Origin of the sequence: Flavonifractor sp. An306, assembly GCF_002159455.1 — a bacterium.
Taxonomy (GTDB): domain Bacteria; phylum Bacillota; class Clostridia; order Oscillospirales; family Oscillospiraceae; genus Flavonifractor.
Genome location: NZ_NFIQ01000017.1, coordinates 39776 through 59023, shown reverse-complemented (window position 1 = coordinate 59023; position 19248 = coordinate 39776). Strand labels below are relative to the sequence as shown.

Annotated in this window: 17 protein-coding genes; 3 read left to right on the top strand and 14 right to left on the bottom strand. The window is 64.9% G+C overall.

Translation table 11 applies throughout. The annotated features are described in order from the left end of the window. Positions 1-295: 295 nt before the first annotated feature. The 10 genes from B5F88_RS06160 to B5F88_RS06120 form a co-directional block, all read right to left on the bottom strand. Entirely contained in the window at positions 296-1384 is a 1089-nt protein-coding gene (locus tag B5F88_RS06160) for a dipeptide epimerase (protein WP_087343003.1), read from the bottom strand. Between the two features lie 15 nt (positions 1385-1399). Then, positions 1400-2263 (bottom strand): MurR/RpiR family transcriptional regulator, encoded by an 864-nt coding sequence (locus tag B5F88_RS06155; protein ID WP_162612126.1) that lies wholly within the window; start codon positions 2261-2263, stop codon positions 1400-1402. 55 nt (positions 2264-2318) lie between these two features. Next, the gene (locus B5F88_RS20625; protein ID WP_162612125.1) at positions 2319-3194 is read right to left on the bottom strand and encodes an acyltransferase domain-containing protein; all 876 of its coding nucleotides are present in this window, start codon (positions 3192-3194) and stop codon (positions 2319-2321) included. A 3-nt stretch (positions 3195-3197) separates the two neighbouring features. Beyond that, on the bottom strand, positions 3198-3683 hold the full coding sequence (locus tag B5F88_RS06150) for a GNAT family N-acetyltransferase (protein ID WP_087342997.1): 486 nt from the start codon (positions 3681-3683) through the stop codon (positions 3198-3200). Then, complete coding sequence (locus B5F88_RS06145; protein ID WP_087342994.1) at positions 3680-4504, bottom strand: carbohydrate ABC transporter permease; 825 nt, start codon at positions 4502-4504, stop codon at positions 3680-3682. Before B5F88_RS06145 ends, B5F88_RS06150 begins: the two co-directional genes overlap by 4 nt. 2 nt (positions 4505-4506) lie before the next feature. Further along, positions 4507-5409, bottom strand: a complete 903-nt coding sequence (locus tag B5F88_RS06140; RefSeq protein ID WP_087342991.1) for a sugar ABC transporter permease — start codon at positions 5407-5409, stop codon at positions 4507-4509. Between the two features lie 84 nt (positions 5410-5493). Then, entirely contained in the window at positions 5494-6783 is a 1290-nt protein-coding gene (locus B5F88_RS06135) for a sugar ABC transporter substrate-binding protein (protein WP_162612124.1), read from the bottom strand. A gap of 153 nt (positions 6784-6936) precedes the next feature. Further along, on the bottom strand, positions 6937-8469 hold the full coding sequence (gene nagZ / locus B5F88_RS06130; RefSeq protein WP_087342985.1) for a beta-N-acetylhexosaminidase: 1533 nt from the start codon (positions 8467-8469) through the stop codon (positions 6937-6939). A gap of 3 nt (positions 8470-8472) precedes the next feature. Further along, positions 8473-9357 carry an N-acetylmuramic acid 6-phosphate etherase gene (gene murQ, locus B5F88_RS06125; RefSeq protein WP_087343012.1) on the bottom strand — a complete coding sequence of 295 codons (885 nt, stop codon included), beginning with the start codon at positions 9355-9357 and terminating at the stop codon, positions 8473-8475. A 34-nt stretch (positions 9358-9391) separates the two neighbouring features. Then, on the bottom strand, positions 9392-10387 hold the full coding sequence (locus B5F88_RS06120; protein ID WP_242959656.1) for a serine hydrolase domain-containing protein: 996 nt from the start codon (positions 10385-10387) through the stop codon (positions 9392-9394). A gap of 177 nt (positions 10388-10564) precedes the next feature. Here B5F88_RS06120 and B5F88_RS06115 point away from each other — a divergent pair, with 177 nt between their 5' ends. The 3 genes from B5F88_RS06115 (at position 10565) to B5F88_RS06105 (ending at position 16830) form a co-directional block, all read left to right on the top strand. Next, positions 10565-11767, top strand: coding sequence for an anhydro-N-acetylmuramic acid kinase (locus B5F88_RS06115; protein WP_087342979.1), 1203 nt, complete (start codon positions 10565-10567; stop codon positions 11765-11767). Positions 11768-11935: 168 nt separating this feature from the next. Beyond that, positions 11936-13687, top strand: coding sequence for an Hsp70 family protein (locus B5F88_RS06110; RefSeq protein ID WP_162612123.1), 1752 nt, complete (start codon positions 11936-11938; stop codon positions 13685-13687). After that, complete coding sequence (locus tag B5F88_RS06105) at positions 13684-16830, top strand: hypothetical protein (RefSeq protein ID WP_140402066.1); 3147 nt, start codon at positions 13684-13686, stop codon at positions 16828-16830. Before B5F88_RS06110 ends, B5F88_RS06105 begins: the two co-directional genes overlap by 4 nt. Positions 16831-16910: 80 nt before the next feature. Here B5F88_RS06105 and B5F88_RS06100 read toward each other — a convergent pair whose 3' ends face one another. The 4 genes from B5F88_RS06100 to B5F88_RS06090 are packed head-to-tail and all read right to left on the bottom strand — an operon-like array spanning position 16911 to position 19122. Next, the gene (locus B5F88_RS06100; protein ID WP_087342970.1) at positions 16911-17447 is read right to left on the bottom strand and encodes a TlpA disulfide reductase family protein; all 537 of its coding nucleotides are present in this window, start codon (positions 17445-17447) and stop codon (positions 16911-16913) included. Then, positions 17444-18316, bottom strand: coding sequence for a 4Fe-4S binding protein (locus B5F88_RS06095; RefSeq protein WP_087342967.1), 873 nt, complete (start codon positions 18314-18316; stop codon positions 17444-17446). Before B5F88_RS06095 ends, B5F88_RS06100 begins: the two co-directional genes overlap by 4 nt. Then, a complete protein-coding gene (locus B5F88_RS21750; protein ID WP_275532914.1) occupies positions 18309-18440 on the bottom strand; it encodes a CD1871A family CXXC motif-containing protein in 132 nt (43 codons plus the stop codon). Before B5F88_RS21750 ends, B5F88_RS06095 begins: the two co-directional genes overlap by 8 nt. 7 nt (positions 18441-18447) lie before the next feature. Further along, positions 18448-19122 (bottom strand): hypothetical protein, encoded by a 675-nt coding sequence (locus B5F88_RS06090; RefSeq protein ID WP_087342964.1) that lies wholly within the window; start codon positions 19120-19122, stop codon positions 18448-18450. Between the last annotated feature and the right edge of the window lie 126 nt (positions 19123-19248).

Here is a 19248-nt window from a genome sequence, read left to right as displayed (position 1 = left end):
TCCAGATACCGCTTCACCCATGCAGATACCAAGCTGCTTCCCACTCCGTACTTTCTCTCGATTTCCCTGACCGACAGGTGCTCATCCAGATGCAGATGAATGTAATGCAGTTTTTCCTCTTTACTCCACTTCCGATGTGACGTCCCCTTTTTCCCCATTTTTTCTACCCCCTTTTCTTCATCTTACCATGAAAAAAAGTAGACACCCACACTTTTGTGAGTGTCTACTTTCATTTTACAAGTGCAAGCGGTAAAACCGCTGCCTCGTTTTCGTTTGTTTCCTGCTCTGCCTGCCCTCAGTCCAGATACCGCAGATTGGACACGGCGCTGATGCCCAGCCCCGGCCCGTCGGTCAGGGTGATGTCCCTGCCGCTGAAGTTGGCGCCCCCCACCACCGGGTCGGCGCTGCACAGGGCCGGTCCGTCCAGGTCCACCTTGGTGATGGTCCCCTTGGCGCAGGCCAGATGCACCGCGGCGGTGACGCTGACCTTGGCCTCCAGCATGCAGCCGATCATGCACTCCACGCCGTAGACCTGGGCGGCGGAGACGATCCACAGGGCGTTGGAAAGCCCGCCGCACTTCATCAGCTTGATATTGATGTAGTCCGCCCCGTGGTTCTGGAGGATGGTCATGGCGTCCAGGGGGGAGAACACACTCTCGTCGGCCATGACGGGCACCGGAGAATGGGCGGTGACAAAGGCCAGACCCTCCAGGTCCCTGGCCTTCACCGGCTGTTCCACCAACTCCAGGTTCATCCCCTCGGCCTGCATGGCTTCCAGCAGCTCCACAGCCTGGCGGGGCGTCCAGGCCTGGTTGGCGTCGATGCGCACCACCGCCTCCGGCGCGGCGGCCCGCACCGCCCGCAGCCGGGCCAGATCCAGCTCCGGATTCTCGCCCACCTTGATTTTCAGAGCGCGGTAGCCCTGGGCCACGGCGTGGGCGGCGTCCTTGGCCATGGTCTCCGGGTGGTTGACGCTGATGGTCAGGTCGGTCTCCAGGGCGGTGCGGCCGCCCCCCAGCAGCTTGTACAGGGGCAGCCCGCAGGCCTGGCCGTAGAGATCCCACACCGCGATTTCAGCGGCCGCCTTGGCGCTGGTGTTGCCCACAATGCTGCCGCTGATGACGGAGCAGAGCTCCTCCAAGTCGGCGACCTCCCGCCCCACCAGCGCGGGGCAGATGTGCCCGGCCAGGGCGGCCTGGATCGAGCCCAGGGTCTCCCCCGTGACGGCGGCGGTGGGGGGCGCCTCCCCCCGGCCTACCGCGCCATCCGAGGTATAGAGCTCTACCACAATATCCTCCACATGGCCTACCTCCCGGAGGGCCGTCCGAAAGGGTACCCGCAGGGGCGCCGACAGCAGCCCCAGCCGAAAACCGGTTATTTTCATCCTATCTTCCTCCCGTCAAAGGTGGTGCTTGCTGCACTGGGAGAAGCTCTCAGACAGCGGCTTGGACACGGTTTCGTAATTTTTGTTGCACAGGGTGGTGAAGAGCATATCCACCACCAGAAGGGCGGCGATGCGGCTGCTCATGGCGCCGCTGCGGAACTCCAGCTCCGGCGAGGAGGTGGGCAGCACGTAGTCCGCCAGCTCGGCCAGGGGGTTGGCGCCGTACTTGGTCACGGCCACAATGCAGGCGCTGCGCTCGCTGGCCGCCCTGGCCAGCTCCAGCACCTCGGTGGTCCGGCCCGAGTTGGAGAAGAACACCGCCACATCCCCCGGCTTGATGGAGGTGATGTAGGTGAGCTGCACGTGGGCGTCGGTGCAGAAGATGGCCCGCAGGTCGATGCGCAGCAGCTTGTAGTACAGGTCCTCCGCCACCAGCCCCGAGGCCCCCATGCCGAACAGCCGCACGCTCTGGGCGGCGGCGATCCGGGCGGCCACCGCCTCCAGCACGGCGGGGTCCTGGATTTTGGCGGTGCTCCTGACGGCGTTCACCGTACCGGCCTCGATGCCCCGGATGATGTCCTCGGTGCCGGCGTAGATCCGGGTGTCCAGAAAGTCCATGCTGCTGGGCACGGCGGTCTCCTCCCGGGCCTGGCGCAGCTGGGAGACCAGGTTCTTTTTCATCTCCTTCAGGCCGGAAAAGCCCAGGGACTTGCAGAAGCGCACCCACACAACCTGGCTGACCCCGCTCTTCTCAGCCAGAGAGGCGATGGGGTCGTCAAACACCGAGCTGAGGTTTTGCAGAAAATATCTGGCCACCTTTTGCTCAGCGGGACTGAGGGCATCATACCTGCTCCGGGTCCTGATCTCGATGTCTGTCATGGCAAACCCCTTTCCTGATGAAAATGGGGATACCTGTTCCCAGTATCCCCATCGTCTATGTGTTTCTGAGGTACAGGCCGTACCCCCGGCCCACGGAGCCGCCGGCCCGCAGCCGCTCCTTGAAGAGCCTCTGCAGGGCGGTGTCCTCCGGCAGGCCGTCCGGGCTGCCGTCCCAGGGCCTGCCGAAAATGATCCACATGTCCCCATAGCCGGGGTCGTCGATAACGTACAGCAGCCGGTAGCGGGCGGCAAACCGCCGGATGCCGGAGGTCTCCCCCAATCCGGCGCACAGCGGATGGAGCAGCCAGGAGTCGCACACAAAAGGTACGCCCCCCGTCCGGTCCTCCATCTGGAAAAAGGCCGCCGCCCGGGCGTAGGACGCCTCGCAGTCATCCTCCCGCAACGGACCGCAGGAGGGGACATGGACGTTGATCACCCGCTCCCCCCGGGTCAGAGGGGCGTCGGCCCGGAAGTCGGTCAGCTCAAACTGCAGCCGGCCCAGGGCAAAGCACTTCAGCTCAAAAAAGCGGTAGAACCACGCCGCCACAAAGGAGCCCCACACCCCGTAGATCCTGTGGCACTCCCAGGTTTTCCACAGCAGATCGGCGAAGGAGTCGTGATAGATCCCCTCCTCCAGCCCGGCAGCGGCGTATTTTGCCCGGGCGGGCTCCAGCAGGCAGAGATAGGGCATCATCCGCATGGTATAGGGGCTCTGGCCGCAGGGGGCGGCAAAGGTATCCATCTGGGCCAGCACGCCCTTGATATCCACCGGCTCCCCCGCCTGATAGGCCTGGACCGTGCCCTCCAGCACGGCCCGGGCCTGTTGGTGCCCCATGGCGGCCTCCATGGCCCGGCTATAGGTCTCCACGGCCTCCGGGTGGTAGTCCCAGGGGGCCAGCAGCTGTTTGATTCCGGCGCGGTCACAGCGCATCTCTCACACCTCCCCGGCGTTCAGATCCTTGAGCAGCACCCGCTCGGCAATGCCGGGCTTGGCGGCATCGGGCAGCACGCCCAGCTCCCAATAGCCCAGGGAGCGATAAAAGGCCAGCGCGCCGGCATTGAAGTCGCTGACCAGCAGGCTGGTTCTGGCGCAGCCGGCCTCCCAGGCCATGCGCTCAAATTCCCCCATCAGGAAGCGGCCCACGCCCTGGCCACGGGCCCACGGGGCGGCGCCCAGCAGGGAAAGGTAGTGGTACAGGCCGCAGAAGCCGCCCGGCACCACCCGCATCACCCCGGCGATGGCGTTTTCATCGGTGAGGGCATACCACAGCTGGCCCTGCCGGGCGGCCCGCTCCAGCGAGCGCTGGAGCCGGTCGCCGCCGGCGAAGTATCGTTCCCAGATGGCGCTGCCCCGAAAGACCTCCACGCACTCCGCCAGGCGGTCTCCGCCGCCCGGCGCCAGCCGGAGCGCCGGGCTCATCCCTTGACGCCGCCCAGGGCGATACCCTCCACAAACTGCTTCTGCATCAGGCAGTAGAGGATGAAGGGCACCAGGAAGGACAGGGTGGCCGCCGCCATGGGGGGACCGTAGTTGGTGGCAAAGTAGCTGGTGAGGGAGCTGGTTGCCACGGTGAGGGTCTGCATCTCGTTCTTGGTGGCGGCGATGAGGGGCCACAGCAGGGCGTTCCACGCGGAGTTGAAGGTGAAGATGGCCAGGGTGATCCGGGCCGGCTTGACCATGGGCAGCACGATGCGGGTATAGATGACAAACTCGCTGCACCCGTCGATCTGGGCGGCCTCGATGAAGTCGTTGGCCACGCCCTGGATGAACTGCCGCATCATAAACACGCCGAAGGCGCCGATGAGGGGGATGACCAGGGCGATGTAGGTGTTGAGCAGGTGCCACTGGCGCATCATGACGTACAGGGAGATGAACACCACCTGGGTGGGGATCATCATGGTGGCCAGCACCAGGTTGAACAGGCCCTTTTTGCCGGGAATGGGCTTTTTGGCAAAGCCGTAGGCCATGGAGCAGCTCACCAGGTCCACCGCCACCACGCTGACCACCACCACGATCAGGCTGTTGAGGATGGGCCGGCCGAAGTTCCGGTTTTCAAAGAGGTAGCGGTAGTTGAAAAAGTCAAAGAGCTTGATGTCCTCCCAGCGGATGTACATGGTGGAGGTGTCGGCAAAGGAGACCAGAACCATGTATACCAGGGGGACAATGCACAGAATGGCGAACAGGGTGACCAGAATCACGCCCACCACAAAGCGCACGCTACGGCGTTCTCTGCGTATCATGTTCAGTCCTCCTTTCCTTCAAAGAACCGCTGCTGGATGAAGTGAACAGCCAGAATGACCAGCAGCAGCAGCACGGCCACGGCGCTGGCGTAGCCGATGCGGAAATCCTGGAAGGCGTAGGCGTATATGATGTAGGCGACCGTGGAGGTGGCGCCGTAGGGGCCGCCGCCGGTCAGCTTGTAGACGATGTCAAAGGCCTGGAAGGACCAGATGATGCCCAGGGTCACGTTGAGGTAGGTAATGGGCTTGATGAGGGGAACGGTGATTTTCCAGAAACGCTGTCTGGGGGTAGCGCCGTCGATGAGGGCGGCCTCCCGCACGCTGACGTCGATGTTCATGATGCCGGCGTAGAAGATGATGGTAAAGTAGCCCACGCTCTTCCACACCGCCACCAGCGAGACGCAGATGAGGGCCGAGGTGGGTTCACCCAGCCAGTTGTAGGGCCCCAGGCCGAAGATGCCCAGAATCTCGTTGAGCAGGCCGCCCTTGGAGGCCAGAATGACCTCCCACACGGAGGCGGCGGCCACATAGGAGGCCAGGGTGGGAATGAAGATCACGCTGCGCAGGAACCGGCCGTAGCGGTTGTTCAGGTACTCAGCCAGGAAGTTGGCCACAAACATGGCCATCAGGGTCTGGAGGGGCACGGTGATGATGACGTAGATCACCGTGTTGAACAGGGCCCGGCGCAGCTGAGAGTTGGTGAACACCTTGGCGTAGTTCTCAAGGCCGAGCCACTGGGGCGGCTGGGCCAGATTGTACTGTGTGAAGCTGTAAAACACCGTCATAAAGATGGGCGCGATACAAAAGACCAGGAAGATCAGCATGCCCGGCGTGATGTACGCGATGCCGTAGGCGGCCTGACGGCGCATCAGGCGGGAGGCGGGCCTCCGATTCGGTTTACTCATTCTTTCACCACACTCATTTCCGCTTTAAAAAAGAGAAACCGGGCATTGCCGGAGACGACCATGCCCGGTTTCTGCGTTCTGCTGTTAGGAAGCGATCTGCTCGTTGTAGTAGGTCATGGTCTGCTCAATGACCTGCTCGGGGGTGAGCTGGCCCATGAGCATGCCCTGGACGTTCTGCTGGAACTGGTCCATGAAGGAAGCGGAGCCCTCGAAGGAGGGAACCACGTGCATCTTGTCGGCGTCGTTGGTGTACATGCTCTGGAAGGGCTCGGGCTCGGTGTAGGTGGCGTCGGTGGTCAGGGAGGGCATGCCATAGATCTGCTCATGGTAGTCGTCCATGCACTCGGCGCTGGTGATGTACTTGATGAGGTCGGCGGCCAGAGCCTTGTTCTCGCAGTAGCTGGCCACGGCCAGGGAGTCCACGGAGAAGTTGGTGGCCACGCCGGCGGAGCCCTCCAGGCCCAGGGAGCACTGCCAGTTGATGCCCTTCTCGGTGTAGGTGGAGGCGTTGCCGGTGCCGTTGATGATGATGGCGGCCTCACCGTTGACGAACTTGCCGTTGGGGTCGTCCATGGTGACGATGCTGTCGTCAAAGATACCCTCGGTCTTCAGCTTGTTGATAAAGGTGAGGGCCTCCAGGGTGGCCTCGCTGTCCATGTTCAGGTTGCCCTCCTCGTCCAGCACGGTGCCGCCGGCCTGGAAGAAGAAGGGCCAGAAGCTGGCCAGCATGGCGGAAACGCCGTTGGTGGCGCCCCAGGACTGGATGAAGGGCCAGACGTCGGGGTTGGCCTCCTTGAGGGCCACGCACACGTCAAAGAACTCGTCCCAGGTGGTGGGCAGTTCGGTGATGCCGGCGGCCTCCAGCATGTCCATGTTGTAGTAGATCACGCAGGGGTTGCCCGCCATCATGGGCCAGGTGCACAGCTGGCCGTCGCTGTTATAGGCGCCCTGATCCAGGAAGACATACTTCTCCCGGTCCTCGTCGGTGATGTACTCGTCCAGGGGGGCCAGCAGGCCGGCGTTGATGAGGTCGTAGGTCTCGGTGACGTACACCACGTCGGGACCCTCGCCGGCGCCGGAGAGCATGCCGGTGTAGATTACGGTGGCGTAGTCGGACCAGGAGAGGATCTCCAGGTTGACGGTGCAGTTGTTCTCCGCCTCAAAGGCGTCCAGCTTGGCGTTCCAGAACTCCTCGTCGCTGATGCCGTCGCCGAACTGGTAGATGGGCAGCCAGAGGGTCAGCTCGGTGGCGGCGCCGCTGCCGGAGCCCTGGACGTCGCCGCCGCTGGTCTGGGCGGTCTGATCCCCGCCGCAGCCGGCCAGCAGGCCGATGGAGAGGGAGGCGGCAAGTGCAAGTGCAAGTACTTTTTTCATGTTATCCTCCTTACAATTTGACGTTTCCTCCAAAAGGGCATCACCGATACCCTTAGTTAGGAACATTATAACAGTTTATTCACAAAATGTAAAGAAACAAAAGTTCAATTTCACAAAATATACTGTTCTATTCTTTCATAATTGTGAAATTGGTCAAAAAACCGAATGAACCAGGGGCATCACGCCGGTAAATTGGCGTTTTCTGGAAAGCAGCGGAGCCAGCACCTCCAGTCCCCGGACGGTGTACTCCCACGCGGCGATGCCGGCCGCGCCCTGGGGCAGGTTCAACAGATCGTAGGGGTTGCGCAGCGCGGCCACCGCCATGGGCTTGCCCAGGGCGCCCAGGGCCTCCATCAGGGCCAGCTGGCCCGGCTTCAGGTGGGCGTTGCAGGTGCCCAGCACAATGCAGCTGCTCTCCGCCGCCGCCTGGACAGCCTTGGCGATCTCCCCTTCCTCCGGGTCGTCGGAGGTAACCAGGGCGTATCCGCCCAGGGCCTGGGCCATGTAGTCGGGGAAGGCAGGGGTCTCACGCACATGGCTGGACACCAGGCTGGCCCGGACGGGGCCGCAGCCCACGAAGAAGGGCCGCTCCCCCAGCTCGGGCATAGGGCCGTAGAGCAGGGTGAGGGAGCGCTCCAGCATCTGGCGGACCTCCCGGGCGTCCGCCTCGGTGGCGCCGGGCAGTCCGTCGGCCTGGCTCAGGTTGGACTTGGCCCGGGCCAGCCGCTCCAGGGAGCAGTCAAACTCCGCCTTGGGCAGGCTCCCGTCCTCCAGCCCGGCCAGCAGCCGCTCCGCCGTCTCCTGGGCCAGAGCGGCGGTGTGGGAGATACAGACGATGTCCGCGCCGGCGGCAATGGAGGCCACCGCCCCCTCCACCGTGCCGTAGAACTTGGCGATGGCGTCCATCTCCATGCAGTCGCTGATGATGACCCCGCCGAAGCCCAGCTCCTCCCGGAGCAGCCCGGTGAGGAGCCGCCGGGACATGGTGGCGGGCAGCCGCTCCGGCTCCAGCCTGGGGAAGAGGACGTGGCTGGTCATGATGGCTGGGATCCCCGCCCCGATAGCCTTGCGGAAGGGGGGCAGCTCGCAGCGCTCCAGCTCCTCCCGCCCCTTTTCCACCAGGGGCAGGCCCAGGTGGGAGTCCACCGCGGTGTCGCCGTGGCCGGGGAAGTGCTTTCCGCAGGCCATCACGCCCCCCTCCAGGGTGCCCCGCATGAATGCCAGGGCCAGCTCAGACGCCCGCTCGGGGTCGTCGCCGAAGCTGCGCACGCCGATCACCGGGTTGGCCGGGTTGGAGTTGACGTCCAGCACGGGGGCCAGGTTGAAGTTGACGCCGCAGCTGCGCAGCTCCCGGGCGGTGAGCAGCCCGGCCCGGTAGGGGGCGTCCCCTCCGGCGGCGGCCAGGGCCATGGCGCCGGGGGTGTTGAGCATATCGTCGGAGAGGCGGGTCACCACCCCACCCTCCTGGTCGATGGCGATGAGAGGCTCGGCCCCGGTCTCAGCCCGGATGAGCTCCTTCAGCTCCCGGCACAGGCGGGTAAGCTGCTCCCTGCTCTCAATGTTCCGGCGGAACAGGATCACGTTGCCGATCTTGTGGGTCCGCACCAGAGCTGCGAAGGTCTCGTCGATCTCCGTGCCGGGGAATCCGGCCATAATCCGCTGGCCTACCGCTTGTCTGAGGTCCATGGTTCAGTCCTCCTCCAGTACCTTGGCGATAACGCCGCCGTGTTCCTTCAGCCGCTTCTCCGCCTCCTGGGCGCTCAGGCCCCGGGCCAGCATGACGATGGCGGTCTTGACCGAGAAGCCGCACTGCTCCAGGGTCTGGCGGGCCAGCTCCTCCTCCACGCCAGCGGCAGTGGACACGATGGAGATGGCCCGGCGCACCAGCTTTTCGTTGGTGGGCATCACGTCCACCATCAGGTTGCCGTACACCTTGCCCAGGCGGATCATGGCGCCGGTGGAGAGCATGTTGAGCACCATCTTCTCCGCGGTGCCGCTCTTCATGCGGGTAGAGCCAGTGATGACCTCCGGGCCGGTCTCCACCCCGATGGGGATGTCCGCCGCGGCGTTCATCTCCGAGCTTTTGTTGCAGGTGAGGGCCACGGTTCTGGCCCCGATCTCATGGGCGTAGGCCATGGCGCCCAGCACGTAGGGGGTGCGGCCGCTGGCGGCGATGCCCACCAGCAGGTCCTTGGCGCTCAGATGGATGCGCTCCATGTCCTCCCGCCCGGCCTGGGCGTTGTCCTCCGCCCCCTCGGCGGCCCGGAACATAGCGCTCTCGCCGCCGGCCATCACTCCCATCACCATGCCGGGGTCCACCGAATAGGTGGGGGGGCACTCGGCGGCGTCCAGCACGCCCAGGCGGCCCGAGGTGCCGCAGCCGCAGTAGATGAGCCTGCCGCCGTCCCGCAGGGCCTCGTAGGCGGCGTCCACCGCCCTGGCGATGCTCTCCAGCTCCCGCTCCACGGCCAGGGCTACCTTTTTGTCCTCGTCGTTGATCCGGCGCACCATCTCCAGGGTGGAAATGCGGTCAATGTCCGCGGTATTGGGGTTACGCTGCTCGGTGGGCAGCATGTTCAGCTGTACCAATCAAATCTACTCGCTTTCCTCAATGGATTCCCCGCCCAAGAGCCAGATGCACTTCCCTGCGGAAGGCGTTCATGTCCGCTTGGGGCAGGTGGTCGTAATACAGTCTGTTTGTCAGCAGGGCCAGACCTATGCCGGCCTGGCGGTCCACCCACAGGCTGGTCCCGGTGAATCCGGTGTGTCCGCAGCCGGTGGGAAAGGCCCCCCCGGTGTGGAAGGCCAGGCAGCGTCCCTCGCAGCCCGGCTGGGGGGTGACCGCCCCCAGAAAGGCCGGGTCCCGGGTGTTCAGATAGAACTGTCCCAGTCTGGCCACCCCCTCCCGGGTGCCGAACAGCCCGGCGTGGCCGCTGACGCTGTGAAAATAGTAATAGGCGTTGCCGTCGTTGGGCTGGCCCACCACGTCGGTACAGTGGGGCCGGAAGCCGTCAAAGGCCATCCCCCGCTCCCGGCACATGTTCTCCTCCACCCCGTTGTCCCGGCAGGAGGGCACCAGGGGCAGGGACAGGTCGGGGCAGAAGCACAGCTGGCCGATCCCCAGGGGCTGGGCCACATACCGGCGGATAACCTCCGGGAAGGGCAGGCCCGTAACGGCGCAGAGCACCTCCCGCAGGAGCATATAGCCGATGTCGCTGTACACCATGCCGGGCTGTCCCGGAGGGAGGTCGGCCAGGATCTCAAAGAAGGGCCGCCCGTCGGCGTAGAAGGGATACCAGGCCGGCAGGCCGGCCGTGTGGGTGAGCAGGGCCCGGAGGGTCATGCCCGCCAGCCGGGCCCCCAGCGCACCCTGGGCTTCGCCCAGCAGTCCGCCCACCGGGTCGTCCAGGCCGACCCTTCCCTCCGCCGCCACCGCCAGCAGGGCGGTGGCGGTGTGGGGCTTGGTGAGGGAGGCCAGGTCAAACCAGCGTCCCCCCTCCCCTTCGGTGGCCCCGGTCTCTCTCACGCCGGTTTTGTCAAAGAGCGCCCACTCGCCATAGGGGAACACGCCCTCCGCCACGGCCCGGTCCATCAACGGCGCCACGATGTTCAAATAAAAAACCTCTTTTCATCTGGCTGGAAATATTGTATCATAGTGCCACTGGATTTGAAAATATTATATCACCCCGAAACCGGCAGTTCAATTATGCACTTTATACTGAATCACAGGGGACCTTTTTGGCGAAAGGGCCCAACAGATTTTGGAAGGAGTGGAGGACAGATGATCAAACAGGTGGCGAACAAGCCCTGGCGGCTGGCGGTGGGGCTGATGTCGGGCACCTCGGTGGACGGCATCGACGCCGCGCTGGTGGAGCTGGAGGGGCTGGGGGCGGACCCCAAGGTGAGGCTGCTGGCCTTCCGGAACATGCCCTATCCCCCGGCGGTGCGGGAGAAGATTTTCGCCCTGTTCCGCCCGGAAAACGCCACGGTGGACAAGGTGGGATACATGAACTTTCTGCTGGGCGAGTATTTTGCCGAGGCGGCTCTGGCGGTGATCCAGGAGGCGGGTGTGGACAAAAGCACCGTGGACTTCATCGCCTCCCACGGCCAGACCATCTGGCACGCTCCCCAGGCCGACTGCTCCGACGGCTACCCCATCCGGTGCACGGTACAGATCGGGGAGGGGGCGGTGATCGCCGAGCGCACCGGCATCCCCACCGTCTCCGACTTCCGGGTGGCCGACATGGCCGCCGGCGGCCAGGGCGCGCCCCTGGTGCCCTTTACGGAGTATCTGCTCTACCGCCGGAAGGAGGAGACCATCCTGCTGCAGAACATCGGCGGCATCGGCAACATGACGGTGCTGCCCGCCGGCGCCCCGCCGGAGGCGGTCTTTGCCTTTGACACCGGCCCGGGCAACATGATCATCGACGCGGTCATCTCCGCCGCCACCGGCGGAGCGGAGGGCTTTGACCGGGACGGGGCGGCCGCCGCCCGGGGCACGGTGTACCGGGCGCTGCTGGAGGAGCTGCAGAAAGACCCCTACTATACCCAGCTGCTGCCCAAGACCACCGGCCGGGAGCGGTTTGGGCAGCAGTATACCGCCAGACTGCTGAACTACGGCAAAGAGCACGGCCTGTCCTTTGACGATCTGGCGGCCACCGCCACCGAGCTCACCGCCTGGTCCATTGCCGACGCCTATGAGCGGTACGTCCTGCCCCGCTACCAGGCCGCCGAGCTGATCGCCGGCGGCGGCGGCAGCTACAACCCCACCCTGATGGCCGCCCTGGGGCGGCGTCTGGCGCCCCACGGGGTCCAGGTGCGCACCCAGGAGGATCTGGGGCTGAGCAGCGACGCCAAGGAGGCGGTGGCCTTCGCCCTGATGGGGGACCGCTTCATGACGGGCCAGCCCAACGCCCTGCCCTCGGTCACCGGGGCCAAGCGCGCCGCCATCATGGGCAAGCTCTCCCTCCCCTCCCCCCGCTGAAACAGAAAACCTCCCCCCGGCGCGTCCCATCCGTGCCGGGGGGAGGTTTTTTGCCCGGCGGCATCCCGCCGGGAGCCGCTTGATTTCAGCCCATGAGTGGTGTACACTTTTTCCATCAGCATCCGCCGGAGCCATAGTCCGGCGGCGGAAAAAGGAGGCTGCCAACCTGTGGCAATCATCGGAATTGATCTGGGCACCACCAACTCGCTGGTCAGCGTCTATCGAAACGGACGCCCGGAGCTGCTGCCCAACGAGCTGGGGCAGTACATGACGCCCAGCTGTGTGGGCGTACTGGAGGACGGCTCCGTGGTGGTGGGCGCCGTGGCCAAGGAGCGGCTGATCACCCATCCCGGAGAGACTGCGGCCTCCTTCAAAACCTGGATGGGCACGGAAAAGGCCTTCTCTCTGGGGGGACGGACCTTTCTGCCCCACGAGCTGTCCGCCCTGGTGCTGCGGAAGCTGGCCCAGAGCGCCCAGGCCGCTCTGGGAGAGCGGATCGAGGAGGCCGTCATCAGCGTCCCCGCCTATTTCAACGACAACCAGCGCTGCGCCACCCGTCTGGCGGCCCAGCTGGCGGGGCTGCCGGTAAAGCGGCTCATCAACGAACCCTCCGCCGCGGCCCTCTTCCACAGCCGCGCCACCCCCCAGGAGGAGCGGCGGCTGCTCGTCGTGGACTTCGGCGGCGGCACCCTGGACGTCAGCGTGGTGGACTGCTTTGCCAACATGGTGGAGATCGTGGCCATCGCGGGCAACAACCGCCTGGGCGGCAACGACATTGACCGGGCCATCGCCGACTACTTCTGCCAACAGACCGGCCTTGTCTGGCCGGAGCTGGACGCCCAGCAGCAGCGGCAGCTGCTGGCCCTGGCGGAGCGGGGAAAGACCGGCCTCAGCCAGGCGGGGAGCCGGGGCTGCATCCTGGCCTGCCAGCTGGGCGGGGAGACCCTGAGCGCCTCGCTGAACCGGGAGCTCCTGTCCGGCCTCTGCCAGCCCATCTTCCAGCAGGTCAAGGAGGTCATCGTCCGGGGCGTCCGGGACAGCGGCATCCCCATTTCCGCCATCCACGACGTGGTGCTGGTGGGGGGCTCGTCTCAGCTGGGCGTGTTTGTGGACTATCTGGAGGAGCTTTTTTCCAAGCGCCCCACCCTGGCGGAGCATCCGGAGCACACCGTGGCCCTGGGGGTGGGCCTGTGCGCCGGCATCAAGCAGCGGGACGCCCAGCTTCAGGACCTGGTGATGACCGACGTGTGCCCCTTCTCCCTGGGGGTGGCCACCTGCAACGACCTGCAGGACGTCAACCCCCACATGTCCACGCTGATCCCCCGCAGCAGCATCCTCCCCGCCCGCCGCACGGAGCGGTTTTACACCCTCTCCCCCTACCAGCGGCGCATCCGCCTGTCCATCTACCAGGGGGAAAACTACTACGCCGCCGACAACCTGCTGCTGGGGGAGCTGTCGGTGTCGGTGCCGCCGGACGAGGCGGGCAAGCAGTCTGTCACGGTGACCTTCGCCTATGACATCAACGGAATTCTGGAGGTGACCGCCGAGAGCAGCGGCGGCGAGCGGCGGCGCACCGTCATTCTCAACCCCCGGCTCAACTGGTCGGAGGAGGAGATCAACCGGGCGCTGGAGCGGCTGAACGCCCTGCCGGACCAGTCCCTCCCCCGGGAGGAGGATCTGCTGCTCCTCTCCAGGGCGGAGCGGCTGTTTGCCGAGCTGACCGACAGCCGGCGGGAGGAGGCCGCCGACATCATCCTGCGGCTGACCCAGGCCCTTCAGTCGGGCAGCTCCATCCGCCTGGCCCAGGAGCGGGAGAACCTGCTCCTGCATCTGGAGGAGCTGGAGGCCTGGGCCCAGCGGGATATCTGGGAGCCCCCTTTCCGGGATGAAGACGACGAAGAGGACGAGGAGGAGATATGATGCAGCCTTGGGATCTGTTGGGCCTTGAACCCACCCGGGACACGGGGGCCATTCGCCGGGCCTACGCGGCGGCGGCGGCGCGGTATAACCCGGAAGAGCACCCGGAGGAATTTCTGGCGGTACGCCAGGCCTACGAGCAGGCCATGGCCTATGCCCGGGGCCAGGAGCAGCCGGACGCCCCGGCGGAGGACCCCGCCCCCCAGCCCCGGCCCGTGGAATCGGCCGGGCCAGTGGCACAGGAGGCGGAGACCGGCGGCTTTACCCTGTGGGAGGAGACCCAGGGCGAGGGGGACTTTCCCTGCCCGGCTCTGGAGCGCTTTGAGGAGCTCTACCGCTCCAAGCAGCGCCGGGACCGCAAGCAGTGGGACCTGTGGTTCACCTCCCCGGAGTTTCTGGCGGTCTTTCATGACCCCCGGTTCACCCATGCTCTGTGGCAGGCGGTGGACCAGGCGGGGGAGGACTTTCCGCCCCCCAAGGAGTTCCAGCTGGCCCTGGCCGTGGCCTACCGCTACCGGGCGGAGGTCTACCAGGATCACACGGAGTTTGTCCTGGAGCAGGGCGCCGGCTTTGAGGGGGTAAATCACATCCTGCGCATCGCCGGCCTGGGCCCGCTGGTGCGCAAGCTGCAGGGCAACGACGTGGTGCTCTCCGTGGCCTATCAGGATTACGATACCCTCTGCGGCCTGGCCCGGGCGGGTCGCTGGGGGCAGCCCGACCTGGAGCGGCTGCAGAAGTTCCTGATGCGGTACAGCAGCGCTTACCTCAAGGAAAGATGCTCCGGCAGGCCGGAGACCGAGCGCAACATCCTTTCCATGCGCCTGCTGGAGGCCTTTTTCAACGACCATTCCCTCCCTGTGGACGCCTATGAGGTGCTGTGGAACATCTTTGACCTGAACTCGGCGATTATGGGCCGCTCCAAGGTTTTTTACGGCCGCCTGCGGGAGATCGTCCTGGCCAAGGCGCCGGAGGTGTGCGCTCCCCGGGAGCGGTTTGTGGAGCTGCGCACCGCCTACAACGATCTGGGGCCGGAGGTGCAGGTGGCGGGGGGCGAGGACTCCCCCCGTGGCCGGGCGCTGGTGGAGCGGTTCATGGCCCGGGAGGATTTTCAGCGGGCCATCCGCAACCGGGTGTTTGTCCGGGACGAGCTGCTTCCCCACTGGTGCAGCTGGTTTTCCAATCCCCACCTCCTCCAGGCCCTCTCCGCCCTGTATGATGCGGATCAGGCCCTCCCCTACGCCTCCAGCGTGGTGGAAACCATCCGGCAGGCCCTGCTCCAGCGGGAGGAGGAGATGGCGGCCAAGCGGGAGCGGGAGCAGCTGGCCCAGCTGGCCATGGAGGACATCGGCCCGGAGAGCTGCACCCTCTCCAACCCCCTTTTCCTGCGCTATTTTCTCCAGACCGCCTTCTACTGGGCGGAGGGGCAGGAGCAGGAGAGCCTGTACGCCCTGCTGGACCGGGAGTTCCCCTCCAACCAGGTGTGGAACCAGCGGCTGGCCCAGGCGGAGCTGTCCCGCTCCATTCCCCTCACCCAGTCCGGCACTGACGAAACCGGCCAGAACATCCAGCGCACCATGGAGCTCCAGCTTCTGTTCCACCAGTTTTATGTGGAGTACCGCATGGACGGCCAGATCCTCTGCAACCCGGAGCTGCCCTTCTGGGGGCTGGCCCAGCTGGAGGACGACGAGCTCTTTCTGCTGCTGCTCCCCATCCTGTCCGCCTTCCAGGACGAACGGGAGGAGGTGCAGGCCCACCTGCGGGAGCGGCTGGCCCGGCTGGGCCTTCCCGACGCCCTGTTGTCCAGAACCGCAGAGGCGCTGGCGGGGGAGGCGGCCTGCCTGATCCCCACGGATGGCGGCGCCGCCATCCTCCGCCCGGCCCGCTTCTGCCAGGAGGCCGAGGGGGAGCTGTACAGCTGCGTCTGGTACGGCAACGGGCAGCTGCTGGCCTTCCGGCGGACGGCGGAGGGCCTTGGGCTGCTGCGGGAGTTCTGCCGGGATGGGGTGAACTCCCTGCAGGACGCCTGGCGCATCTCCACAGAGATTTTCAAAGAGGTATTCGCTCCCGCCCCCAGTCCGGACGAGCTGAACACCGGCCTGTGCCAGCACCTGCACGTGGAGTACTCCGCCATGCCCAGCCAGGACTTTGAGGGGGAGGACATCACCCCCGCCCTGCTGGCGCAGCTGCTCCAGGGGTTTGAGATGAAACAGGTCACCCGTCTGGTGGTCAACCACAACCTGGTCCTGCTCTGGAGCCAGCCCAGCTTCGTCACCGCCGCCCAGCCCGGAACCTGCGCCCTGCTGCGCTTCCGGGACGAGGCCCGCGCCCGGGACGGGCTGCTGTCCGACTGGGACAGCTATTACTACGGTCAGGCCGACCAGACCCCCCAGCTCCCCTTCCGCATGGGCACTTTGCCGGACTATCTGGTACACCGCACCCCCCAAAAGCCCATCGAAGCCCTCATCGCCCTGCTCAACGGCATTGACAGCGGCAACGGCCGCTGGTCCAACAAGGTGAACCTCTACAACACGGAATACTACTATTATTACTACAAGCGGACCCAGGGCTGCTTCTCCGTGGAGGAGTGCAATGGGGCGCTGCTGCGCCGGCGGTATGTGCTCAACAAGATGCCCCTCTGCTTTGCCTATCAGGAGGCGGGCGGGGCGGTCACCAGGCGGGAGGTAAACGCCTCCACCCGGCTGACCCTCACCGACCAGCTGGTGCGCTTTGAGCTGGGCGGGCTGGATTACCTGTCCCTGTCCTGGGAGCTGGAGGAGCTGGGGCCGGTCCATCTGGTGCTGCTCCACCAGAAGGCCGACAAGGAGCGCAGGGCTCTGGCGGTGCTGATCCAGGACAGCCCCCAGAGCATCGACTACCTGGTGGCGGACCGGCGGGAATACATCAACACCGACCGGAAGGTCCGCAAGGCGGAATTCCGGGGCCGCATGATCCCCCGCTATCTGATCCACTATGACTTTGCCGGCCTGCGGGACTTCCTGGACCTCTTCTTCCTCAGCCTGCCCCAGCCCAAGTCCCTTCTGCACTACGAGTTCGGCAGCCTGGCCTCCGGCCCTGACTACCTGACAAAGCTGGGCTTTGCCGAGCACCGGCGGCGGCTTCTGGAGCCGGAGCCCGGCGCCAACTGACCCCCGCTTATCTCCACAAAAGAAAGGAGGGATCAGCCCCATGGGCTGATCCCTCTCTCCTGTTCTGTACCCTTTTGCTGTTAATCGCCCATGGCCTGCTCCAGGCGGGCGTTCAGGGTATCCTCCTGGGCCTTTACGTTTCCAATGATGGGCGCTCCCACAATGTTGCCCTCGCTGTCCACCACATAGGTGGTGGGATAGCCCGCCAGCTGGGAAATAAAGTCCTGGTACAGCCCGTTGTCCGGGTCGGGGGACAGATTGGTGTATGTCACGCCCTTTTCCGCCAAAATCTCCCGGGCGGTCTCCAGCTGCTCATCGCTCTCTCCCGAGTCGGAGGCCACGCCGATCAGGTTGATGTTCTGCTCCTTGAAGTCCTGATAATAGGCCTCCAGCTCGGGCATTTCCTCAATACAGGTGCCGCAGCCGTTGTTCCAGAAATTGATGATGGTGGCGTCGTAATCGGCAAAGATATCGCTGGTCACGGTGTTTCCCTGGGTATCCAGCTCGGAAAAGGCGGGAAAGGGGGTCTTGGAGACCAGCGTATCGTCGGAGGACGAGCAGGCGCTCAGGCCCGCCATGAGGCCGGCGGCCAGCAGGATACAAATGCTCTTTTTCATCGGCTCAACTCCTTTTTGTGTGTTGCCCGCAGGTCCGGGGTCCTGCGGATGGCCTGATGGGGGCAGGCCCGGATGCAGTCCCCGCACCGGATACATTCGGTGTGGTTGGGGCTGCGGAACACGTCCACATCCATGCCGCAGGCCCTGCTGCACGCGCCGCAGGCGGTGCACCGGTCCTGATCGACGGACAGGCGGCAGAGGGCATGCTTGTTGAACAGGGCGTAGAAGGCCCCCAGGGGGCAGAGCCACTTGCAGAAGGGCCGGTAGAAAAAGACGGCCAGCACTACCACCCCAACCAGAAGGCAGCTCTTCCAGGTAAACAGCGTCCCCAGGCTGGCCCGGATGCTCTCATTGGCCAGCGACAGAGGGAGCCCGCCCTCCAGGATCCCGGCGGGGCAGAGATATTTGCAGAAAAAGGGGTCGCCCAGCCCCACCTCATTGACCACCGTCATGGGCAGCAGGATCACAAACACCACCAGAACCCCATATTTCAGATAGGTCAGCCCGTGCAGCCGGCGGGTGCTGTATTTCCTGGTGGGGAGCTTGTGCAGCAGCTCCTGGAACCATCCAAAGGGGCACAGAAAGCCGCAGATCCCGCGCCCCAGAAGTGCGCCCAGAAAGATGAGGATGCCCACAACGTAGTAGGATACCTGGTACTGGGGGGCGCCGACCACCGCCTGCAGGGAGCCGATGGGGCAGGACGCCGCGGCGGCAGGGCAGGAGTAGCAGTTCAGCCCCGGAACGCACACGCCTTTCAGGGGGCCGCGGTATAATTTCCCTTTAAAGAAGTTGGACAGAAAGGGATTGCAGGCCAACGTGGCCAGCAGCTGAATCTTCCAGCGGCCTCCGCTTCGTTTTTCTCTAGCCAATGCCCACACACTCCAGACACAGATTGACGCCCTTGTGCAGCACCGTGACGTGCTCCTCCCGCAGCACCCCCGCCGCGATGAGGACCGCCCCGGCCAGCAGCAGTAGAACGGAACTTCTCTTCATTCCCCGCTCACCCCATCGTGACGGCCGCCATGCCGTCCTCTGTCTCGCCGCCGCTCTCCTGACCCATGGACACATAGCTGCCGGCGCTCTCCGACAGCGTCTCCCCGTCCAGCGAGGAGCTCCAGGCGGAAATGAGAGAGCCGTTCACGTACCAGACGCCGGTACAGGGAATGCCGGAGGCCATCTCGTCATTTTGGGCCAGGGCCTCTTTCATGGAGTCGTTGTACGCCACAATGGAAAAGGGCGCGTCCTGAAACAGCTGGGCGTCCATGTCGCCCTTGACGCACACCACAATGTCGGCCCCTGCGGAGCGGACGCCCTCCGCCCCATCGCTCAGGGCCTGATAGAAGTCGGCAAAGCCCTCGTCCTCAGGGTCCAGAAAGGCCACGAAGGCCACGGAGGGAAGGTCCTCATTGGTAAACTCCTCCCCCGCCAGTGTCTGAGTGGTAAAGTCGCCCACCTTGTTGATGGCCACTTTATCCGCCGCTGGCACGGAGTTCTCCTCCAGATAGCTGTCCGCCCACTCCTGGGTGATCCAACCCTTGTCCAGCGCGTCCTGCACCGTGACGGAGCCGTCCCGGATGGCCGCCTCCACCTCCTCCCGGCTGGGCTCCTTGCTCCCGCAGGCGCCGAGGGTGAGGCAAAGGGCCAGGGCGGCGGCTACAACACGTTTTTTCTGCATGAAAATTCCTCCTGTGTTTTCATTTGACGGGGGATATGGTACCATACAACATGTCAAATCCGTGTCAAGGAATGCTTGACACGGATTTGACCCAGTTTATGATATCTTGTCAGAAAAACGCCGGGA